Origin of the sequence: Pseudomonas lurida (assembly GCF_013522705.1) — a bacterium.
Lineage (GTDB): Bacteria > Pseudomonadota > Gammaproteobacteria > Pseudomonadales > Pseudomonadaceae > Aquipseudomonas > Aquipseudomonas quebecensis.
In genome coordinates, this window is sequence record NZ_JAAMRE010000002.1 from 231,091 (window position 1) to 249,896 (window position 18,806).

16 protein-coding genes are annotated in these 18,806 nt (G+C 60.9%); 10 read left to right on the forward strand and 6 right to left on the reverse strand.

What is annotated here, in order from left to right; translation table 11 throughout:
• Positions 1-81 precede the first annotated feature (81 nt).
• Positions 82-705, reverse strand: coding sequence for a TetR/AcrR family transcriptional regulator (locus G7025_RS02745; RefSeq protein WP_181076426.1), 624 nt, complete (start codon positions 703-705; stop codon positions 82-84).
• A gap of 222 nt (positions 706-927) precedes the next feature.
• Positions 928-2,304, reverse strand: coding sequence for a glutamine synthetase family protein (locus G7025_RS02750; RefSeq protein ID WP_034101359.1), 1,377 nt, complete (start codon positions 2,302-2,304; stop codon positions 928-930).
• Positions 2,305-2,912: 608 nt separating this feature from the next.
• On the opposite strand from G7025_RS02750, the gene G7025_RS02755 reads away from it, so the two are divergent.
• From G7025_RS02755 to G7025_RS02785, 7 genes are all read left to right on the forward strand, one after another.
• A complete protein-coding gene (locus G7025_RS02755) occupies positions 2,913-4,271 on the forward strand; it encodes a glutamine synthetase family protein (protein ID WP_181076427.1) in 1,359 nt (452 codons plus the stop codon).
• Positions 4,272-4,329: 58 nt separating this feature from the next.
• Positions 4,330-5,694, forward strand: coding sequence for an aspartate aminotransferase family protein (locus tag G7025_RS02760; RefSeq protein WP_181076428.1), 1,365 nt, complete (start codon positions 4,330-4,332; stop codon positions 5,692-5,694).
• Between the two features lie 182 nt (positions 5,695-5,876).
• A complete protein-coding gene (locus G7025_RS02765) occupies positions 5,877-6,971 on the forward strand; it encodes a polyamine ABC transporter substrate-binding protein (RefSeq protein ID WP_181076585.1) in 1,095 nt (364 codons plus the stop codon).
• Between the two features lie 151 nt (positions 6,972-7,122).
• On the forward strand, positions 7,123-8,217 hold the full coding sequence (locus G7025_RS02770; protein ID WP_181076430.1) for a polyamine ABC transporter substrate-binding protein: 1,095 nt from the start codon (positions 7,123-7,125) through the stop codon (positions 8,215-8,217).
• Positions 8,218-8,284: 67 nt separating this feature from the next.
• Positions 8,285-9,427, forward strand: coding sequence for an ABC transporter ATP-binding protein (locus G7025_RS02775; RefSeq protein WP_046069993.1), 1,143 nt, complete (start codon positions 8,285-8,287; stop codon positions 9,425-9,427).
• Complete coding sequence (locus G7025_RS02780) at positions 9,424-10,344, forward strand: ABC transporter permease subunit (protein ID WP_181076432.1); 921 nt, start codon at positions 9,424-9,426, stop codon at positions 10,342-10,344. The genes G7025_RS02775 and G7025_RS02780 overlap by 4 nt, the downstream gene beginning before the upstream one ends.
• Entirely contained in the window at positions 10,341-11,225 is an 885-nt protein-coding gene (locus G7025_RS02785; RefSeq protein WP_046034911.1) for an ABC transporter permease subunit, read from the forward strand. The genes G7025_RS02780 and G7025_RS02785 overlap by 4 nt, the downstream gene beginning before the upstream one ends.
• Before the next feature lie 114 nt (positions 11,226-11,339).
• Here the strand turns inward: G7025_RS02785 and G7025_RS02790 are convergent, their stop codons facing one another.
• Positions 11,340-11,981 carry an HD domain-containing protein gene (locus G7025_RS02790; protein WP_181076433.1) on the reverse strand — a complete coding sequence of 214 codons (642 nt, stop codon included), beginning with the start codon at positions 11,979-11,981 and terminating at the stop codon, positions 11,340-11,342.
• A gap of 239 nt (positions 11,982-12,220) precedes the next feature.
• On the opposite strand from G7025_RS02790, the gene G7025_RS02795 reads away from it, so the two are divergent.
• Positions 12,221-13,186 carry a GlxA family transcriptional regulator gene (locus G7025_RS02795; protein ID WP_181076435.1) on the forward strand — a complete coding sequence of 322 codons (966 nt, stop codon included), beginning with the start codon at positions 12,221-12,223 and terminating at the stop codon, positions 13,184-13,186.
• 66 nt (positions 13,187-13,252) lie between these two features.
• Here G7025_RS02795 and G7025_RS02800 read toward each other — a convergent pair whose 3' ends face one another.
• Together G7025_RS02800 and G7025_RS02805 are read right to left on the reverse strand one after the other, a co-directional pair.
• The gene (locus tag G7025_RS02800) at positions 13,253-15,607 is read right to left on the reverse strand and encodes a penicillin acylase family protein (protein WP_181076436.1); all 2,355 of its coding nucleotides are present in this window, start codon (positions 15,605-15,607) and stop codon (positions 13,253-13,255) included.
• A gap of 32 nt (positions 15,608-15,639) precedes the next feature.
• Positions 15,640-16,215 (reverse strand): DUF6436 domain-containing protein, encoded by a 576-nt coding sequence (locus tag G7025_RS02805; RefSeq protein WP_181076438.1) that lies wholly within the window; start codon positions 16,213-16,215, stop codon positions 15,640-15,642.
• Positions 16,216-16,304: 89 nt separating this feature from the next.
• Here G7025_RS02805 and G7025_RS02810 point away from each other — a divergent pair, with 89 nt between their 5' ends.
• Positions 16,305-17,246, forward strand: coding sequence for an alpha/beta hydrolase (locus G7025_RS02810; protein WP_181076439.1), 942 nt, complete (start codon positions 16,305-16,307; stop codon positions 17,244-17,246).
• A gap of 42 nt (positions 17,247-17,288) precedes the next feature.
• On the opposite strand, the gene G7025_RS02815 is transcribed toward G7025_RS02810, so the two are convergent.
• Positions 17,289-18,041 carry a DUF2059 domain-containing protein gene (locus G7025_RS02815; RefSeq protein ID WP_181076441.1) on the reverse strand — a complete coding sequence of 251 codons (753 nt, stop codon included), beginning with the start codon at positions 18,039-18,041 and terminating at the stop codon, positions 17,289-17,291.
• A 132-nt stretch (positions 18,042-18,173) separates the two neighbouring features.
• Between G7025_RS02815 and G7025_RS02820 the strand changes: the two genes are divergently transcribed.
• Positions 18,174-18,806 carry a 2OG-Fe(II) oxygenase gene (locus tag G7025_RS02820; RefSeq protein WP_181076586.1) on the forward strand — a complete coding sequence of 211 codons (633 nt, stop codon included), beginning with the start codon at positions 18,174-18,176 and terminating at the stop codon, positions 18,804-18,806.

Consider the following 18,806-nt stretch of genomic DNA (forward strand, 5'->3'; position numbering starts at 1 on the left):
CTCCCACAGTTTGATCTGTAAACACATTCAAATGTGGGAGGGGGCTTGCCCCCGATGAGGCCGCCCCAACCAACACAAGGCTCAACGCTTGGGCAGATAAACCGGCAAATACAGCCCCACATACGCATCGAACACGCGCATCCCTTCCTCGGCCATGCGCGGCGTGATCAGCCCATGCTGATGCACCGAGCGCGCATACACGCGGTCGCTCAACTCCAGCGCCAGGGCGAACACATCCACATCGCTGGGCAGTGTCGGCAGCTCGAAATGGCGGTTGAACACCTTGAACATCAGATCGCCCAGTTCCAGATCATGCTGGCGGTCGGCCTGGGTCACTTCGGTGAGGCCATGCTGCGCCAGGATCAACTGGCGCGCGGCGGCGTCCTGGTCGTAGATGGTGAGCATGCGTTGCTCGACAATGCAGGACAGGTCGCGCCATTGCTTGAGGCATTCATGGTCGATGGGGGCCTGAATCGCCGCGCGAAACGCCCCATGCACATCGGCCGTCAAAGCCTCCAGCAGCGCCGGCACACCGGCGAAAAAGTGATACACCGACGACGGAGGAATCTGCGCGCGTTCGGCCACGCTGTAGATCGACAAACCTGCCACCCCTTCGGCGGCCAGCAGGGTGCGGGCGGCGTCCAGAATCGCATCGATCCGGGCCTGACTGCGGGCGCGGGGTTTGCGAGGGGCGGTAGCGGTCATGGAAGTCTCCTACAAGGCAGCGGGCATTGTATGAGCAGGAATCTGTGTTGTCTGCCAGGCAGCTATCGGGGGCAAGCCCCCTCCCACATTCTGAAAGCATTCACTGGTCAAAATGTGGGAGGGGGTTTGCCCCCGATAAGACCGACCCGGTCTCTCAGAACAGACCCATAAAAAAACGCCACAGACCCAAAGCCTGTGGCGTTTTTTTATCGCCGCAACCGCTTACACGGTATGCAGGTACCAGTTGTACTCAAGGTCGGAGATGGAGTGTTCGAACTCTTCCAGCTCACTTTCCTTGCAGGCGACGAAGATGTCGATGTACTTCGGATCGATGTACTTGGCCATCACCTCGCTGTCGTCCAACTCGCGCAGGGCATCGCGCAGGTTGTTCGGCAGGCTCTGCTCGTTCTGCTCGTAGCTGTTGCCTTCCACCGGTGCGCCAGGCTCGATCTTGTTGGTCAGGCCGTGGTGCACGCCTGCCAGGACCGAAGCCATCAGCAGGTAAGGGTTGGCGTCGGCACCCGCTACGCGGTGTTCGATACGCACCGCATCGGCCGAGCCGGTCGGTACGCGAATCGCCACGGTACGGTTATCCAGACCCCAGCACGGCGAGTTCGGCACGTAGAACTGTGCGCCGAAGCGGCGGTAGGAGTTGACGTTCGGGCACAGGAACGCCATCTGGGCGGGTAGGGTCTCCAGCACACCGCCGATCGCGTGACGCAATGCGGCGTTCTGCTCGGGATCCTCGCTGGCAAAGATGTTCTTGCCGTCCTTGTCCAGGATCGAAATGTGTACGTGCAAACCGTTGCCTGCCTGGCCTGGGTAAGGCTTGGCCATGAAGGTGGTGTCCATCTCATGGTCGTAGGCGATGTTCTTGATCAGGCGCTTGAGCAGTACTGCGTAGTCGCAGGCCTTGATCGGGTCGGCCACGTGGTGCAGGTTCACTTCGAACTGCGCCGGGGCACTTTCCTTGACGATGGCGTCGGCCGGGATGCCTTGCTCTTTGGCACCTTCCAGAATGTCCTGGAGGCAGTCGACGTATTCGTCGAGGTCGTCGATCAGGTAGACCTGTGTCGAGTGCGGGCGTTTGCCGGAGATCGGCGAGCGGGGCGGTTGTGGTCGGCCGTTCACGTTCTCCTGATCGATCAGGTAGAACTCAAGCTCGAAGGCGGCGCAGATGGTCAGACCGAGGTCGTCGAATTTGCTGACAACCTGGCGTAGTACTTCGCGCGGATCGGCGAAGAAAGGTTCACCTTCCAGTTCGTGCATGGTCATCAGCAACTGCGCGGTAGGGCGCTTTTGCCAAGGTTCATTGCACAGGGTGTCGGGGATTGGATAACAGATTCGGTCAGCATCGCCGATGTCCAGACCCAGGCCGGTGCTTTCCACCGTCGAGCCGTTGATATCCAGAGCAAATAAAGAGGCAGGCAGGTTAATGCCCTTCTCGTAAACCTTGTGGAGGCTGGTGCGTTCGATGCGCTTGCCGCGCACCACACCATTCATATCCGCAATTAGAAGGTCTACGTACAGAACCTCAGGATGATCCTTAAGGAACGCGTTCGCTTCGTTAAGCTGAACGGCACGCGGGGGTACCGACATGATGCAACACCTTTGTTGTTAAAAATATCAATCATTGATCTTTTCTGGTTTCAGTCAACCCGAACGGCATGCCGAAGTCAAGCGAGGCCTTTTTTGCCCTAAAAAAGCGCCGTGACGGCTTTTTTGGGGCTTTTCGGGGCGTTTTTTTCGCTTTGACCGGCTTGGGTACCGCAGGCTTGAGCGGGCCGTGTTGTATTTTTTACGGGGGTGTTGTGTAAAAAAATGAACAAGGCTAAGCTCGATTCAAACCCATAACAGCAATAATACCGGGGTGCTTCATGTCTCGCCTGCCGCCAATCGGCGTCTCGGCCTGCTTCACACAGGCTTTGTCATCTGTTCGTTCTTCCTGCGTGAATGCCCATGCCCCGGCCATTATTCTTGACGCCTCGGCCGACCTCTTTTTCCCCCCTTCACTCACCTCGCCTTCGCCCCTGAAGGGCGCCGACCCTGGGTGCCGCTCATGATTCTGCACAAGTTTGGCGTGAGGAATGCATCTGCGCTCCAAATGGCAGGTAAGCTCCTACCCTGAGTGAAGAAACGACGCGGATGCTGCGTCAACCAACGCCTGGCCTTTAATGGATGCCAGGAAACCCAGCCCAGAGGCATTTATGAGTAACAACCTCGACCAGCTCACCGATTGGTTGAAAGACCACAAGATCACAGAAGTCGAATGCATGATTGGCGACCTCACCGGTATCACCCGGGGCAAAATCTCGCCGACCAACAAGTTCATCGCCGAAAAAGGCATGCGCCTGCCCGAGAGCGTTCTGCTGCAGACCGTGACCGGCGACTATGTCGAAGACGACATCTATTACGAACTGCTCGACCCGGCCGATATCGACATGATCTGCCGCCCCGACCAGAACGCGGTATTCCTGGTGCCCTGGGCCATCGAGCCCACCGCCCAGGTGATCCACGATACCTACGACAAGCAAGGCAACCCCATCGAGCTGTCGCCGCGCAACGTGCTCAAGAAAGTCCTCAAGCTCTATGCCGACAAAGGCTGGCAGCCCATCGTGGCGCCGGAGATGGAGTTCTACCTGACCAAGCGCTGCGAAGACCCGGACTTTCCGCTGCAACCGCCGATCGGCCGCTCTGGGCGCCCGGAAACCGGTCGCCAGTCCTTCTCTATAGAAGCGGCCAACGAATTCGACCCGCTGTTCGAAGACGTCTACGACTGGTGCGAGCTGCAGGAACTGGACCTCGATACCCTCATTCATGAAGACGGCACGGCGCAGATGGAAATCAACTTCCGTCATGGCGATGCGCTGTCCCTGGCCGACCAGATCCTGGTGTTCAAGCGCACCATGCGTGAAGCCGCACTCAAGCACGACGTGGCCGCCACCTTCATGGCCAAGCCGATGACCGGTGAGCCCGGCAGCGCCATGCACCTGCACCAGAGCATCATCGACATCGCCACCGGCAAGAACGTCTTCTCCAATGAAGACGGGACCATGAGCGAGCTGTTTCTCAACCACATCGGTGGCCTGCAGAAATTCATCCCTGAGTTGCTGCCATTGTTTGCACCCAATGTGAACTCGTTCCGCCGCTTCCTGCCCGATACGTCGGCGCCGGTGAACGTGGAATGGGGCGAAGAAAACCGTACCGTGGGCCTGCGCGTGCCGGACGCCGGCCCGCAGAACCGTCGTGTGGAAAACCGCCTGCCGGGCGCCGATGCCAACCCGTACCTGGCGATTGCCGCCAGCCTGTTATGCGGCTACATCGGCATGGTCGAAGGCCATAAGCCGAGCGCTCCCGTGGTAGGCCGTGGTTACGAGCGGCGCAACCTGCGCCTGCCGTTGACCATCGAAGACGCCCTGGAACGCATGGAAAACAGCAAGACCATCGAGAAATACCTGGGGCACAAATTCATCACAGGCTACGTCGCGGTCAAGCGGGCCGAGCATGAAAACTTCAAGCGCGTCATCAGTTCGTGGGAGCGGGAATTCCTGCTCTTCGCCGTCTGATGCGCCGGGCGCGCGGGGCAACCCGCGCGCCCTTCACTGAAAAGTCTAGGAGATTGGTATGTCCAGCAACAACCCGCAAACCCGTGAATGGCAAGCCTTGAGCAGTGATCACCACCTGGCGCCGTTCAGCGACTTCAAGCAATTGAAAGAGAAAGGCCCGCGCATCATTACCAAAGCCCACGGCGTGTACCTGTGGGACAGCGAAGGCAACAAGATCCTCGACGGCATGGCCGGCCTGTGGTGCGTGGCGATCGGTTACGGTCGCGATGAACTGGCCGACGCCGCCGCCAAACAGATGAAAGAGCTGCCGTACTACAACCTGTTCTTCCAGACCGCTCACCCGCCGGTGCTGGAACTGGCCAAAGCCATTTCCGACATCGCGCCGGCCGGCATGAACCACGTGTTCTTCACCGGTTCCGGCTCCGAAGGCAACGACACCATGTTGCGCATGGTCCGCCACTACTGGGCGATCAAGGGCCAGCCGAACAAGAAAACCATCATCAGCCGCAAAAATGGCTACCACGGGTCCACCGTGGCCGGCGCCAGCCTGGGCGGCATGACCTATATGCACGAGCAGGGCGACTTGCCGATCCCGGGCATTGTCCATATCGCCCAGCCGTACTGGTTCGGCGAAGGCGGCGACATGAGCCCCGAAGAGTTCGGTGTGTGGGCCGCCAACCAGCTTGAAGAAAAGATCCTGGAAGTGGGCGTGGATAACGTCGGTGCGTTTATTGCCGAACCGATCCAGGGCGCCGGCGGTGTGATCGTGCCGCCCGAGACCTACTGGCCGCGCATCAAAGAGATTCTGGCCAAGTACGACATTCTGTTTATCGCCGACGAAGTGATCTGCGGCTTCGGACGTACCGGCGAGTGGTTCGGTAGCGATTTCTATGGCCTCAAGCCGCACATGATGACCATCGCCAAGGGCCTGACCTCGGGGTACATCCCCATGGGTGGCCTGATCGTGCGCGATGACGTGGTGGCCGTGCTCAACGAAGGCGGCGATTTCAACCATGGCTTCACCTACTCCGGTCACCCGGTGGCGGCGGCGGTGGCGTTGGAAAACATCCGCATCATGCGCGATGAACAGATTGTTAAACGTGTGCATGACGAAACGGCACCCTATTTGCAGAAACGTCTGAGGGAGCTGGCGGATCACCCTCTGGTAGGTGAAGTGCGTGGCGTCGGCATGCTCGGTGCGATTGAACTGGTGCAGGACAAGGCCACGCGCAAGCGTTACGAGGGCAGGGGTGCAGGCATGATCTGCCGCACGTTCTGCTTCGAAAATGGCCTGATCATGCGCGCCGTGGGCGACACCATGATCATTTCGCCGCCACTGGTGATCAGCAAGGCGCAAATCGACGAACTGGTCACCAAGGCTCGCCAGTGCCTGGACCTGACTTTGGCGGCATTGCAGGGCTAAATGCTAGGCTCAGTGCGCAGTGCACCGAGCGGTTATAAATGTAGGGGCTTTGGTTGAAAGCCGGCCCCTGAACTTGCCAGACTGTCGCCCTGTTGTGTTGCCCTTTGGCTGGGCTGCGGAACATACATAGCGTGTGGCCCAAAAAAGAAAAATTGGAGCATTACCAAATGAAGGCATTAGGTTTGAAGAACGCGGGCAAGACCCTCCTCGCCTTGTCCCTGATGGGCGCGATGGCGGGCGCGGCACAGGCGGACGATAAAGTGCTGCACGTCTACAACTGGTCCGATTACATCGCACCGGACACCATCGCCAACTTCGAAAAAGAGTCGGGCATCAAAGTGGTGTACGACGTGTTCGACAGCAACGAAACCCTGGAGGCCAAGTTGCTGGCCGGCAAGTCCGGGTATGACATCGTCGTACCGTCGAACAACTTCCTGGCCAAGCAGATCAAGGCCGGCGTTTATCAGGAGCTGGACAAGTCCAAGCTGTCCAACTACGACAACCTGAACAAGTCCCTGCTCAAGGCCGTGTCGGTCAGTGACCCGGACAACAAGCACGCCTTCCCTTACATGTGGGGCTCGATCGGCATCGGCTACAACCCGGAGAAGGTCAAGGCTGCGCTGGGCGTGGACAAGATCGACTCGTGGGACACGCTGCTCAAGCCTGAAAACATCGCCAAGCTCAAAAGCTGCGGCGTGAGCTTCCTCGATTCGCCAACCGAAATGCTGCCGGTCGCACTGCATTACCTGGGCCTGCCGACGGACACCCAGAAAAAAGACGACCTGAAGAAAGCCGAAGAGCTGTTCCTGAAGATCCGTCCTTCGATCGGCTACTTCCACTCCTCCAAGTACATCTCCGACCTGGCCAACGGCAACATCTGCGTGGCCGTCGGTTACTCGGGTGACATCCAGCAGGCCAAGTCCCGCGCGGCTGAAGCCGGTGGCAAGGTCAAGGTGGCGTACGACATTCCTAAGGAAGGCGCCGGCAGTTTCTATGACATGGTCGCCATCCCTAAAGACGCCGAAAACGTCGACGCGGCCTACAAGTTCATGAACTACCTGCTCAAGCCGGATGTCATGGCGGCTATCACCAACAGCGTGCGTTTCCCTAACGGTAACGAGAAGGCGACCGCACTGGTCGACAAGGACATTACCAGCGACCCGGGCATCTACCCATCGGCGGATGTGCAGGCCAAGCTCTATGCCATTGCCGACCTGCCGGCCGCGACCCAGCGTGAAATGACCCGCAGCTGGACCAAGATCAAGTCGGGCAAGTAAGCCTTAAAACCTGTGGGAGGGGGCTGGTCCCCTCCCGCACATTAATTAAATGACAGAAAGTTTTGCCGGATCGGTTTATCGAGGGTAAGTTGCGCGCCGGTTTTGTTGCCGGGCAACAACTTTGGGCCCAACTATTTAAGAGGACCTCCACTTGCCAATTTCTTTATTCAGCAAAGCCATGCTGGCGGCTGCAGGCATCACGCTGAGTGTCAGCGTGCAGGCTGCACCGACCGTGCATATTTATAACTGGTCGGATTACATCGGCACCGACACCCTGGTCAATTTCGAAAAAGCCAGCGGCATCAAGCCTGTGTATGACGTGTTCGATTCCAATGAAACCCTGGAAGGCAAGTTGCTGGCCGGTCATACCGGTTACGACGTGGTGGTGCCGTCCAACCACTTCCTCGGCAAGCAGATCAAGGCCGGGGCGTTCCAGAAGCTCGACAAGTCACTGTTGACCCATTACGCCAACCTCGACCCGGCACTGCTCAAGCGCCTGGAAAAGAACGACCCCGGCAACCAGTACGCCGTACCGTACCTGTGGGGCACCAATGGCATCGGTTACAACGTCGACAAAGTCAAAGAAGTGCTGGGCGTCGACCATATCGACTCCTGGGCCGTGCTGTTTGAACCGGAAAACATGAAAAAACTCGCCACCTGTGGCGTGTCGTTCATGGATTCGGCGGACGAAATGCTGCCGGCGGTGCTCAACTATATGGGGCTGAACCCTAACAGCACCAACCCCGAGGATTACAAGAAGGCCGAGGAAAAGCTGCTGAAAGTGCGGCCCTACGTGACCTATTTCCATTCGTCCAAATACATCTCGGACCTGGCCAACGGCAATATCTGCGTGGCTGCCGGGTTCTCCGGCGATGTGTTCCAGGCCAAGGCGCGTGCCAGCGATGCCGGCAAAGGCGTGAACATCGCTTACGTGATTCCCAAAGAGGGCGGCAACCTGTGGTTCGACGTACTGGCCATCCCCAAGGATGCCACCAACGTCAAGGAAGCCCACGCCTTCATCAACTATTTGCTGCAGCCTGAGGTCATCGCCCAGGTCAGCGACGTCGTCGGTTACGCCAACCCTAACCCAGGGGCGGACAAACTGATGGAGCAATCGATACGCACTGACGAGGCGGTTTACCCACCGCAGGCGGTTCTTGACCGCACATTCGTCAACTTCGAGCTACCCCCGAAGGTGCAACGTTTAATGACCCGTAGCTGGACCAAGATCAAGACGGGCAAGTAAGGCTCAAACTATCCTGGGTTCGCCCGCCTCGGGCGAACCGCACTCTGTTTTTTTGGGAGTTTCGTAAATGGCAGTTGCCTCCGGCGCCTACAAGAAAGCCCTCGAGGGCGACCAGACACCGAAGAAGGTGCTGGTCAAAATCGACCGGGTCACGAAGAAGTTCGACGAGACGATTGCCGTGGACGATGTGTCCCTGGAAATCAAGAAAGGCGAGATCTTCGCCTTGCTCGGCGGTTCGGGTTCGGGCAAGTCCACCTTGCTGCGCATGCTCGCAGGTTTCGAGCGTCCGACCGAGGGCCGCATTTACCTCGACGGTGTGGACATCACCGACATGCCGCCCTACGAGCGGCCGATCAACATGATGTTCCAGTCCTACGCCTTGTTCCCGCACATGACCGTGGCGCAGAACATTGCGTTCGGCCTGCAGCAGGACAAGATCCCCAAGGCCGAGGTCGACGCCCGCGTGGCCGAGATGCTCAAGCTGGTGCAGATGAGCCAGTACGCCAAGCGTAAGCCGCACCAATTGTCCGGTGGTCAGCGCCAACGCGTGGCCCTGGCCCGCTCCCTGGCCAAACGCCCGAAACTGCTGCTGCTCGACGAGCCGATGGGCGCCCTCGATAAGAAACTGCGTTCGCAGATGCAGCTGGAACTGGTGGAAATCATCGAGCGCGTCGGCGTGACCTGTGTGATGGTGACCCACGACCAGGAAGAGGCCATGACCATGGCCGAGCGCATCGCGATCATGCACCTGGGCTGGATCGCGCAGATCGGCAGCCCGATCGACATCTACGAAACGCCTACCAGCCGCCTGGTGTGCGAGTTCATCGGCAACGTCAACATCTTCGACACCCAGGTCGTGGATGATGCCGAGGGTCACGCCGTACTCAAGTGCGCCGACCTGGACCGCGATATCTACGTAGGCTACGGCATCGCCACGGCGGTGGAAGACAAGTCGGTGACGTATGCCATCCGCCCGGAAAAACTGCTGGTCACTACCCAGATGCCGACCTGCGAACACAACTGGTCCAGCGGCAAGGTGCACGACATCGCCTACCTGGGCGGCCACTCGGTGTTCTACGTCGAGCTGCCCAGCGGCAAGCTGGTGCAATCGTTCGTGGCCAACGCCGAGCGCCGTGGCCAGCGTCCGACCTGGGGTGACCAGGTCTACGTGTGGTGGGAAGACGACAGCGGCGTGGTACTGCGCTCATGAACATGAAGAAGTTCAAGCGGCGCTTGCACCGCATCGTCCCCAGCGGCAAGCAGGTGGTCATCGGGATTCCGTTCCTGTGGCTGTTCCTGTTCTTCGCCCTGCCTTTTTTTATCGTCCTGAAAATCAGCTTTGCCGAAGCCGATGTCGCGATCCCGCCGTACACCGAGATCTATACCTACGTTGAGCAGAAGCTGCAGGTGGTGCTCAACCTGGCCAACTACAGCCTGCTGGCAGGCGATGAGTTGTACATCTCGGCATACCTGGGCTCGCTGAAAATGGCGTTCTTCAGCACCCTGCTGTGCCTGCTGATCGGCTACCCGATGGCCTATGCCATTGCCACCGCGCGCAAAGAAATGCAGACCGTGCTGGTCCTGCTGATCATGATGCCGACCTGGACGGCGATCCTGATCCGCGTCTATGCCTGGATGGGCATCCTCAGCAACAACGGTCTGCTCAATGGTTTCCTGATGTCCATGGGGTTGATCAACGAGCCGCTGCAGATCCTCAACACCAACATTGCGGTGTATATCGGCGTGGTTTATTCCTACCTGCCGTTCATGATCCTGCCGCTGTACGCCAACCTGGTGAAGCACGACCAGAGCCTGCTGGAAGCCGCGTCGGACCTGGGGTCGACCACCTTCAACAGTTTCTGGAAGATCACCGTGCCGCTGTCCAAGAACGGCATTATCGCCGGCTGCATGCTGGTGTTTATCCCGGTGGTGGGCGAGTTCGTGATCCCGGAACTGCTGGGCGGCCCGGAAACCCTGATGATCGGTAAAGTGCTGTGGCAGGAATTCTTCAATAACCGTGACTGGCCTGTGGCTTCTGCACTGGCGGTGGTGATGCTGGCGATCCTGATCGTGCCGATCATCCTGTTCAACCGCAGCCAAGCCAAAGAGATGGAGGGCAAGATATGAAGCGCTTCAGTTTCTCAAGCTTCATGCTGGTGGCGGGGTTGCTGTTCATCTACCTGCCGATGCTGATTCTGGTGATCTACTCGTTCAACGAATCCAAGCTGGTGACGGTGTGGGGCGGTTGGTCGATCAAGTGGTATGTGGGCCTGCTGGACAACACCCAGTTGATGGGCTCGGTGGCGCGCTCCCTGGAAATCGCCTGCTACACGGCGGTGGCCGCGGTGGCGCTGGGTACGTTGGCGGCGTTTGTGCTGACGCGTATCAGCCAGTTCAAAGGCCGCACGCTGTTCGGCGGCCTGGTGACCGCGCCGTTGGTGATGCCGGAAGTGATCACCGGTCTGTCGCTGTTGCTGCTGTTCGTGGCCATGGCCCAGATGATCGGCTGGCCTCAGGAGCGTGGCATCGTCACCATCTGGATCGCTCACACCACGTTCTGTGCTGCGTATGTGGCGGTGGTGGTGTCGGCGCGTTTGCGTGAGCTGGACCTGTCGATCGAAGAGGCGGCGATGGACCTGGGCGCGCGGCCGTGGAAAGTGTTCTTCCTGATCACCATCCCGATGATTGCGCCGTCATTGGCGGCGGGCGGCATGATGTCGTTTGCGTTGTCCCTGGACGACCTGGTTTTGGCCAGCTTCGTGTCGGGCCCGGGCTCGACCACCTTGCCGATGGAAGTGTTCTCGGCCGTGCGCCTGGGGGTTAAACCCGAGATCAACGCGGTGGCCAGCCTGATTCTGCTGGCGGTGTCGCTGGTGACCTTCCTGGTGTGGTTCTTCAGCCGCCGTGCCGAAGAGATGCGCAAGAAAGCCATCCAGCAAGCCATCGAAGAAGCCGCCGCCGATGGCTGGCAGCAACCGGACAAGCGCCGCGCTCCGGCGCCGGTCTAAATGTGTGAGGGGGCTTGCTCCCGATGGCGGTGGGTCAGTCAACAGATGCAGTGACTGGCACTCAGCAATCGGGGGCAAGCCCCCTCCCACAGTCTTGACCGCATTCCAGATTGGCTATGCAGTCCAAGGCGACTTGCGAATCACCTCGACAAAGTTCATCGGCTTGAACCCTGGCTCCTGATCCACCAGTACATCCGTCTTCACGTTGCCAAACGTGGTCTGCGGGCGATGGCGCAAGCCGTCGGCAAAGGCGCAGATGATGCACTCCTTGAATCCTTCACCGCGTGGATGCGCATGCACCACGGCTTCGCGCTGCACGCTGCTGAACGCGGCGTAGTCCATGCCCAGCACGTCCATTTCGACGCCGGCGGTCACCAACGCCACGGTCGGACGCAAATGTTGCGGTATGCCGGGCGTGGTGTGCAGGGCGATGGACAGCCATACCTGTTCGATATCGTCATCGCTCAGCCCATACGGCTTCAGGAAGGCGGCGGCGGCGTTGGCGCCGTCCACTTCGAAACGCTCGTTGTCGCTGCGATGACCTGCCACCAGGCCCAGGTCATGAAACATGGCGCCGACGTAGAGCAGCTCGGGGTTGTAGGCCAGTTGCTTGCGTTCACCGCTCAGTGCGCCGAACAGAAAGACCCGACGGGAGTGGTGATAGAGCAGGTCGGATTCGACGTCGCGGATGTATTCGGTGGTGGCCTTGGCCAGCGCGCTGTTCGGGATTTTGATGCCGGCAATGGTAGTGGTCATGGTAGCTCTCCTGTGGAAAGCCCACAGTCTGGTCGCGCACCCGCGAAGCGACCATGGCGACGGGGATGCGATCCCGGCCAAAGTGCCGTCACTTCGTGCCAAGGGTATACGCTGTCAATGGGGGCGCTGGCTTGCCCGCGATAGCATCACCTCGGTATACCTGATGGGCCTGGTCGTCTGTATCGCAGGCAAGTCAGCCCCACAGGGTTTTGCGCCAGCCCCAGCTATAAGGTTTACCCATGCACAAGACCGTCGCGATCCTGATTTTCCCCGGCGTCCAGTCACTGGATGTGACCGGCCCCATGGATGTGTTCTGCGAAGCCAACCGCTTTCTGCCGCCCCAGGATCATTACCGGATAGAGGTCATCGGGCTGCACCACGGCACCATGGTCGCCTCCAACGGCTTGGCATTGCAGGCCCACCGGCATTACAGCGAGGCCCTGCAGGACTATGATCTGCTGCTGGTCGCTGGAGGCCCGCAACTGCCGTTCGAAGATTTCGGCTCGGCGTTCGATGACTGGCTACGGGGTGCAACCGCCAGGGCGCAACGCTTCGGTTCTGTCTGCAACGGCGCCTTTATGCTGGCGCGCGCTGGATTGCTGGAGGGCAAAACCGTCACTACCCACTGGAACGATGCTGCCGACCTGGCGCGGCTGTGCCCGTCGGCCCAGGTCGAGGTTGACCGCCTCTACGTACAGGACGGCAATCTCTATACCTCGGCGGGCGTCACGGCAGGCATCGACTTGTCGCTGTACCTGCTGGCCCAGGACCACGGTCCGGAAGTCGCGTTGAGCGTGGCCAAGCGCTTGGTGGTGTTCACCCAGCGCTCCGGCGGGCAGTCGCAATTCAGCCCGTTCCTTGCGCCCCACGCCGAACCCACGTCGGCGGTGGCGCAGGTGCAACTGTATGTATTGGCGAACCTGACCGGCGACCTGACCATCGCCGACCTGGCCAAGGCGGCCAATATGAGTGCGCGCAATTTCTCCCGGGTGTTTGCCCGTGAGGCCCGCATCACGCCGGCGGAATTCGTCGAAAGAGCACGGGTGGACGCGGCGCGAGTGATGCTCGAAAGCACCCACGCGCCGCTCAAGACCGTGGCTTATCGATGCGGCTTTCGCGATGCCCAGCACATGCGCAGCGTGTTCAACCGCCGGTTGGGCGTGACGCCGCATCAGTTCCGGCTCAACTTTGCGGCGCCGGTATAGACGCGCCACTGCAGCGACACTGTGTGAGCGGGCCAGCCCCTGCCACGGTTTTTGCGCTGCAGGCCGTTATCGAGCGGGCAGCAGCTTCAGCGTGCCACGGGTGTTGGCCGTGACTTCCTCATCACTCAAATGCGCCTGCTCGTAACCGCCTTCGATATAGGTCTCGGCCTGGTCGCCATAGTGCTTGTCGAACGGTACGCCGCTTTGCCCCACGGGGTTGATGGTCAGCGCGTGGGCGACGTCGGCGAAGTCGATCAGGCGGCGTGTGGACGGGCCATACGTGACCGGCCAGGGCGCGGGTCCGATGGCGGCGGATTGGTTGTTCGGCACTTCGTGGGTGCCGGGAGCGGGGAATGGGCCGACGTTGAACAGCCTGTCCAACGGCTTCTGTTGGCCCAGCGGATGGCCATGGGTCAGCGTATGCGCCTTGCCCCACTGCCATTGGCTCGGATCGCCGCCGAACGTGGCCTGCAGGTGAGCGAGGCTGTTGTCCCATGCACGTTTGACGACGGCGGCGCGCTGGCCGTCCCACCAGGGTGAGTCCGCATCGGCGGCCAGGCGTGGCAGGGCCGCGTCGATGATGCGGGTGCCGAGCAGGGTCTTGAACATCGCATCGCCGAGTTTGGGGTGGAACGCGGCGTCGGCGAGGTTGAACAGGAACTGGTTGAACAGCGTGGCGCTGATGGAATCCAGCGGGTAGTCGCCTTTCCAGTTGGCCAGTTGATCCACCAACTTGAGTTGCGCCGGGTCCGTGACCACCTCACGCAATACCGGCAGCAGCGGTGCCAGCAGGCGCGGGCCGAAGGCGGTGGTGGTGCCCAGTTGCAAGGCCTGGCTGTTGGTCACGTCCCACTTCACGCGGGCGTCGCTCAGCTGGGCGTTCAGCTGCTGGCCACGGTCGGCCAGGTTGTAATAACCGGGGATCTCCATGCCGGTGGGCGACGCCGGCTGGGCGTTGGCCGAGACCACATAGCCGCGCGCCGGGTTTTCTTCCTGAGGGTTGGCATTGAACGGGTAGAAACCCAGTTTGTCGGCCTGGGCGGTGCTGCCGTCGAGGATAAACCCAGGGTTCACGCCTGCCGGGCGAATCGGTAACTGCGCCGCCGCCCACCAGCCGATATCGCCCTTGGCATTGGCCCACACGATATTCAAGCCGGGTGCCGAGACCTTGGCGGCGGCGGCGCGCGCCTTCGCCAACGTGTCGGCGCGGTTGAGCTGATAGAAGCCTTCGAGGATCGGATTCTGCGTGTCGAGAAACGCCCACCACATCGCAATCGGTGTTTTGCCGCCCGCCTCGCCGAGCACGTCATTGACGATCGGGCCATGGGGCGACTGGCGCAGGGTGAGGGTGACCGGCGCCTGGCCCTTTACCGCGATCTGCTGCTCGCTGCGGGTCATGTCGACCCACTGGCCCTGGTACCAGACCTGATTGGGATTATCCGGATTGACCTTCTCGGCGATCAGGTCGAGGTCGTCGTTCTGGAACATGGTCAGGCTCCAACCGAAATTCAGGTTGTGCCCGAGGAACGCCATCGGCACCAGTGCGTTGTGATAGCCATACAGCTCAAAACCCGGCGCGGATAATTGCGCCTCATACCACACCGACGGCACCGAAAAACGAATATGCGGGTCACCCGCCAGCAACGGTTTGCCGCTGCGCGTGCGGCTGCCGCTGATGGCCCAGGCGTTGCTGCCTTCGAGCTGCGGCAGGCCGTTGTCCGCCAAAGCCTGGTCGCTCAGGGCTGCGAGGGCGCCGAGGGCCTGCCAGTCGCTGGCGGCCAGGTTAAGGGCACCCTTGGGTTGCCAGTCGAGGTCGAAGACTTTCAGGTAGTCGCTGCCCAACTGGTCGCGGATGTAAGTCAGCAACGGCTCGGTACGAAACGCGGCGGCAAAACTGTAGGCCATGTACCCGGCGACGCTGATGGTGTCCTCGGCGGTAAAGGGCCGCTTGGGAATGCCCAGCACGTCGAACTCCATCGGGCTGGGGTGGCTGTCCTGATACTGGTTGATTCCATCCAGATAGGCTTGCAGCGCCTTCCAGTGCGCCGATTCATGATCCAGCTGCGTCACATACGTCGCGGCGCGGTCGCGGATGCGCAGGCTGCGGAACAGTTTGTCGGTGTCGACCACCTTGGGGCCCAGCACTTCGGCGAGTTCGCCACGGGCCAGGCGACGCATGATCTCCATCTGGAACAGCCGGTCCTGGGCGTGCACATAGCCCAGGGCGCGATACAGATCGGTTTCGTTCTCGGCTCGGATATGCGGCACGCCGCGGTCGTCATAGCGCACCGTGACCGAACTTTGCAGGTTGGCCAGCTCTACCGTGCCCTGGCGCGTGGGCTGTTTGCTGTAGACATACCAACCGACGGCAAGGGCGAGCAGCACCGCCAGAGCCGCCAGCGTCTGCAGGACGCGCTTCATGAACATTCCTTACCCAAAGTGGGAGTGATGGCCTACGGACCGGTAGACCACGAACAATAGCAGCCCACCGCCAGGGTGTGCGTGGCATTCACCTCGCGCCCGGCTGCCAGGGCCTGCAGGATCGGCTCGATAAAACTGTTGCCGGCATTGCACGTCAGGCCTTCGCTGTACGGTCCGAAATACGCGAGTTTGCCGCTTCGATCCCAAATGCCCACGGCCGGGCTGGCCGGCACCTGGTCGGCACCGGGCAGGGCGGTGAGGATCTTCATCCGGCTCAGGTTGTCCGGCAATTGGCCGTGGCTGCCGGCTTTTTGCAGGGCATAGAACTCGACGCCCAAGGGCGCATAGGCCTCGATCAGTTCCCCCAGGTGCTGCTGGTTGATCACGTTGCACGGGCAGGCCGGGTCCCAGAAATGCACCAGACGGATCGGGCCGGGGCCGCTGAGTTCGCCGGGCAGTTGCAGCGCATCGCCGGAAAATACGGCGGTGTGCTCGCTGAACGCGCGCAGGTAGCGGCCCTGGAACCAGTCATACGCCGCCCACAGCAAGCCGGTGCAAATGAGCAGGATCAGGGCGGCGAACAAGGTAGTACGGTGGGGCTGTCGCATTCGGATCTATCCTCGCAGGTCGCGTAGCTTGCCATGCTTGCCCTGACAGATGAATATCGCTGCTCGATAGTGTGAGTCTGGAACCCTTTATGCCCGTCACCTTTGACCCCGATCATCTGCGCGACAGCTTGCGCCCCTTGTCGGATGCGCAACCGCTCAGCGCCGAGGCGCGGGTGTACCAGCGCTTCTACGGGCTGGACCTGGCCGCGCGCAAAGTGCCGGCGGTAAGTCGCCTGGGGCGCTTCGAGGTGGACGGATTCGACGTTGTGGCGCAAGTGTGGTGGCCGCCGGTGCCGGTGGCGACGATGTTCATGTTCCACGGCTTCTACGACCACATGGGTCTGTACCGCAACGTGGTGGACTGGGCGCTGGACCAGGGTTTTGTGGTGATCGCCTGCGATCTGCCGGGGCATGGATTGTCCAGCGGCGCGCGTGCCAGCATCGGTGATTTCGCGGTGTATCAGAATGTGGTCCAGGCACTGTTCACCGAGGCCGAATCGCTGCAATTACCCACGCCATGGCATCTGTTCGGGCAAAGCACCGGCGGCGCCATCGTCGTTGACCATCTGCTGCATCACGGCGCCGACAGCCCGGCGCAGGGCAAGGTCTTGCTGTTGTCACCGCTGGTGCGTCCACGGGCGTGGGGCTGGTCCCAGGTCAGCTATTACCTGTTGCGGCCGTTCGTCAAAGGCATTGCGCGGCGGTTCAGCGACAACTCCAACGACCCGGCCTTCAAGCCGTTCCTGGAAGCCGATCCACTGCAGCCACGGCAACTGCCAACCGCCTGGGTGGGCGCCCTGGCGCGCTGGATCAAGCGCATCGAAGCCGCCCCGCGCAGCACGCGGCGGCCGGTGATTGTGCAGGGTGAGGAAGACATGACGGTGGACTGGCAACACAACCTGCAAGTGCTGCGCGGCAAGTTCGACCGGCCCGAGGTGCTGATGCTGCCGCGTGGCCGGCATCATCTGGCGAATGAGATTCCTGAGATTCGCGAAGAGTACTTCCGGTATTTGACGGACCATCTGAAATAACACGGTGCCAATGCGGGAGGGGGGCAAGCCCCTCCACATTTTCTACTGCGCCAGGCTTGAGGTGCTCTGGCCGACTGCCAGACCTGCGCGAATCGCCGCCAGCGCCGCCTGGTAATACGCCTTACCTTCCGGTGACTCCGCAAACGTTGCGAACTCTTCCAGCTCCGGGTCGGATAAATCCCGATAGACGTACAGCAGAGTGTTGTTCAGGTCTTTGTCGATCTGTTGCATCAGCCGCTCACGCTGGCCATTCAGCATGCCTTGGGCCTGACCGCCGCCCAGCAGGCCAGGGATCATCTGGCTGAGGCTGTCGGCCGCCACACCGGCAATCGCCAGGCTGACCTCCGCGCCGGCTTCGCGGGCGGGCAGGGCTTGGGCCAGGTGGCCGATGATCAGGCTGCGGGTGGCGTCGGCCTGGATTTTCGGCAGGCCCTGGGCGTTTTTGGCCAACTGATCGCGGCGGGTGGCCAGCAACTCGGCAGCGACGATCTTGCGCCCCAAGGGTGACTGAAAGAACGCCAGCGCCGGCGCCGGGTCCGCCAGGTGCTTGCGCAACTGCGCTTCGGCGCGCTGATCCATGGCCTGGGCGGCGAAGCGCTGGTTGCTGTTATCCACCAGCGCCTGATACACCGCCGGCGGCAGGCTGTTGCGATAGCGCTGCTGGGCGGCGGCGAGGGCATCATTGAAATGCGCACGTTGTTCGGCCCAGCCGGCGACCTTGTACAACTGGTCATGGCCGTCTGCCCAGGCGGGCAAAACGCAGAACATCAGCAAGGAAAAAAACAAACGACGCATATGGACTCCTGTCAGTCGGCCACTATTGTCCGTGTCGGGCGTAGGATTTGTCGAGAAATCCTGTCGGTCACTTGAACTAATCTATGTTCAGACGCTCGGCGGCTCTGTCGGATTCACAGGCGTATGGATACTATGCGCGCCATGCAAATACCCTTCGATCATCCCCTGCTGCAACGCATTGTCGACGACCTGGCCGAAAAAGGCTGGTCGCAGCAGAATGGCTTCCTGCCCCAGGCTCTGACCCTGGAACTGGCGGCTGAGTGCCGTAAACGTGCGGCCGAGGGCGAATTAGCACCCGCGGCGGTAGGACGCGGGCCGGCACAGGAGATCCGCGAAGGCATTCGCGGCGACCATATCCAATGGTTGGAAGAGGGCGATGCGCCAGTCTGCGACGCCTACATGGCGGTGATGGACAGCCTGCGCCTGGCGATGAACCGGGGGCTCTTCCTCGGCCTGGAAGATTTCGAAAGTCATTTCGCGATGTACCCGCCGGGGGCGTTTTACCTCAAGCATCTGGACCGTTTTCGCGATGATGACCGGCGCATGGTCTCGGCGGTGATCTACCTGAATGACGCCTGGCTGCCCGAACATGGCGGCCAGTTGCGCATGTACCTCAAGAATGGCGTCGAATACGATGTGGTGCCCACCGGCGGCAGCCTGGTGGTATTCCTGTCGGGCGAAGTGCCCCACGAAGTCATGCCTGCCTCGCGCGAACGGCTGTCCCTCACCGGCTGGTTTCGCCGGCGGGGCAACGAGCCGTTTTAA

Bases quoted from the DNA above. Each gene is read 5' to 3' on its own strand.
- G7025_RS02745 (WP_181076426.1), bottom strand. From the start codon at position 705: ATGACCGCTACCGCCCCTCGCAAACCCCGCGCCCGCAGTCAGGCCCGG.
- G7025_RS02750 (WP_034101359.1), bottom strand. From the start codon at position 2,304: ATGTCGGTACCCCCGCGTGCCGTTCAGCTTAACGAAGCGAACGCGTTC.
- G7025_RS02755 (WP_181076427.1), top strand. From the start codon at position 2,913: ATGAGTAACAACCTCGACCAGCTCACCGATTGGTTGAAAGACCACAAG.
- G7025_RS02760 (WP_181076428.1), top strand. From the start codon at position 4,330: ATGTCCAGCAACAACCCGCAAACCCGTGAATGGCAAGCCTTGAGCAGT.
- G7025_RS02775 (WP_046069993.1), top strand. From the start codon at position 8,285: ATGGCAGTTGCCTCCGGCGCCTACAAGAAAGCCCTCGAGGGCGACCAG.
- G7025_RS02780 (WP_181076432.1), top strand. From the start codon at position 9,424: ATGAACATGAAGAAGTTCAAGCGGCGCTTGCACCGCATCGTCCCCAGC.
- G7025_RS02785 (WP_046034911.1), top strand. From the start codon at position 10,341: ATGAAGCGCTTCAGTTTCTCAAGCTTCATGCTGGTGGCGGGGTTGCTG.
- G7025_RS02790 (WP_181076433.1), bottom strand. From the start codon at position 11,981: ATGACCACTACCATTGCCGGCATCAAAATCCCGAACAGCGCGCTGGCC.
- G7025_RS02795 (WP_181076435.1), top strand. From the start codon at position 12,221: ATGCACAAGACCGTCGCGATCCTGATTTTCCCCGGCGTCCAGTCACTG.
- G7025_RS02800 (WP_181076436.1), bottom strand. From the start codon at position 15,607: ATGAAGCGCGTCCTGCAGACGCTGGCGGCTCTGGCGGTGCTGCTCGCC.
- G7025_RS02805 (WP_181076438.1), bottom strand. From the start codon at position 16,215: ATGCGACAGCCCCACCGTACTACCTTGTTCGCCGCCCTGATCCTGCTC.
- G7025_RS02810 (WP_181076439.1), top strand. From the start codon at position 16,305: ATGCCCGTCACCTTTGACCCCGATCATCTGCGCGACAGCTTGCGCCCC.
- G7025_RS02815 (WP_181076441.1), bottom strand. From the start codon at position 18,041: ATGCGTCGTTTGTTTTTTTCCTTGCTGATGTTCTGCGTTTTGCCCGCC.
- G7025_RS02820 (WP_181076586.1), top strand. From the start codon at position 18,174: ATGCGCGCCATGCAAATACCCTTCGATCATCCCCTGCTGCAACGCATT.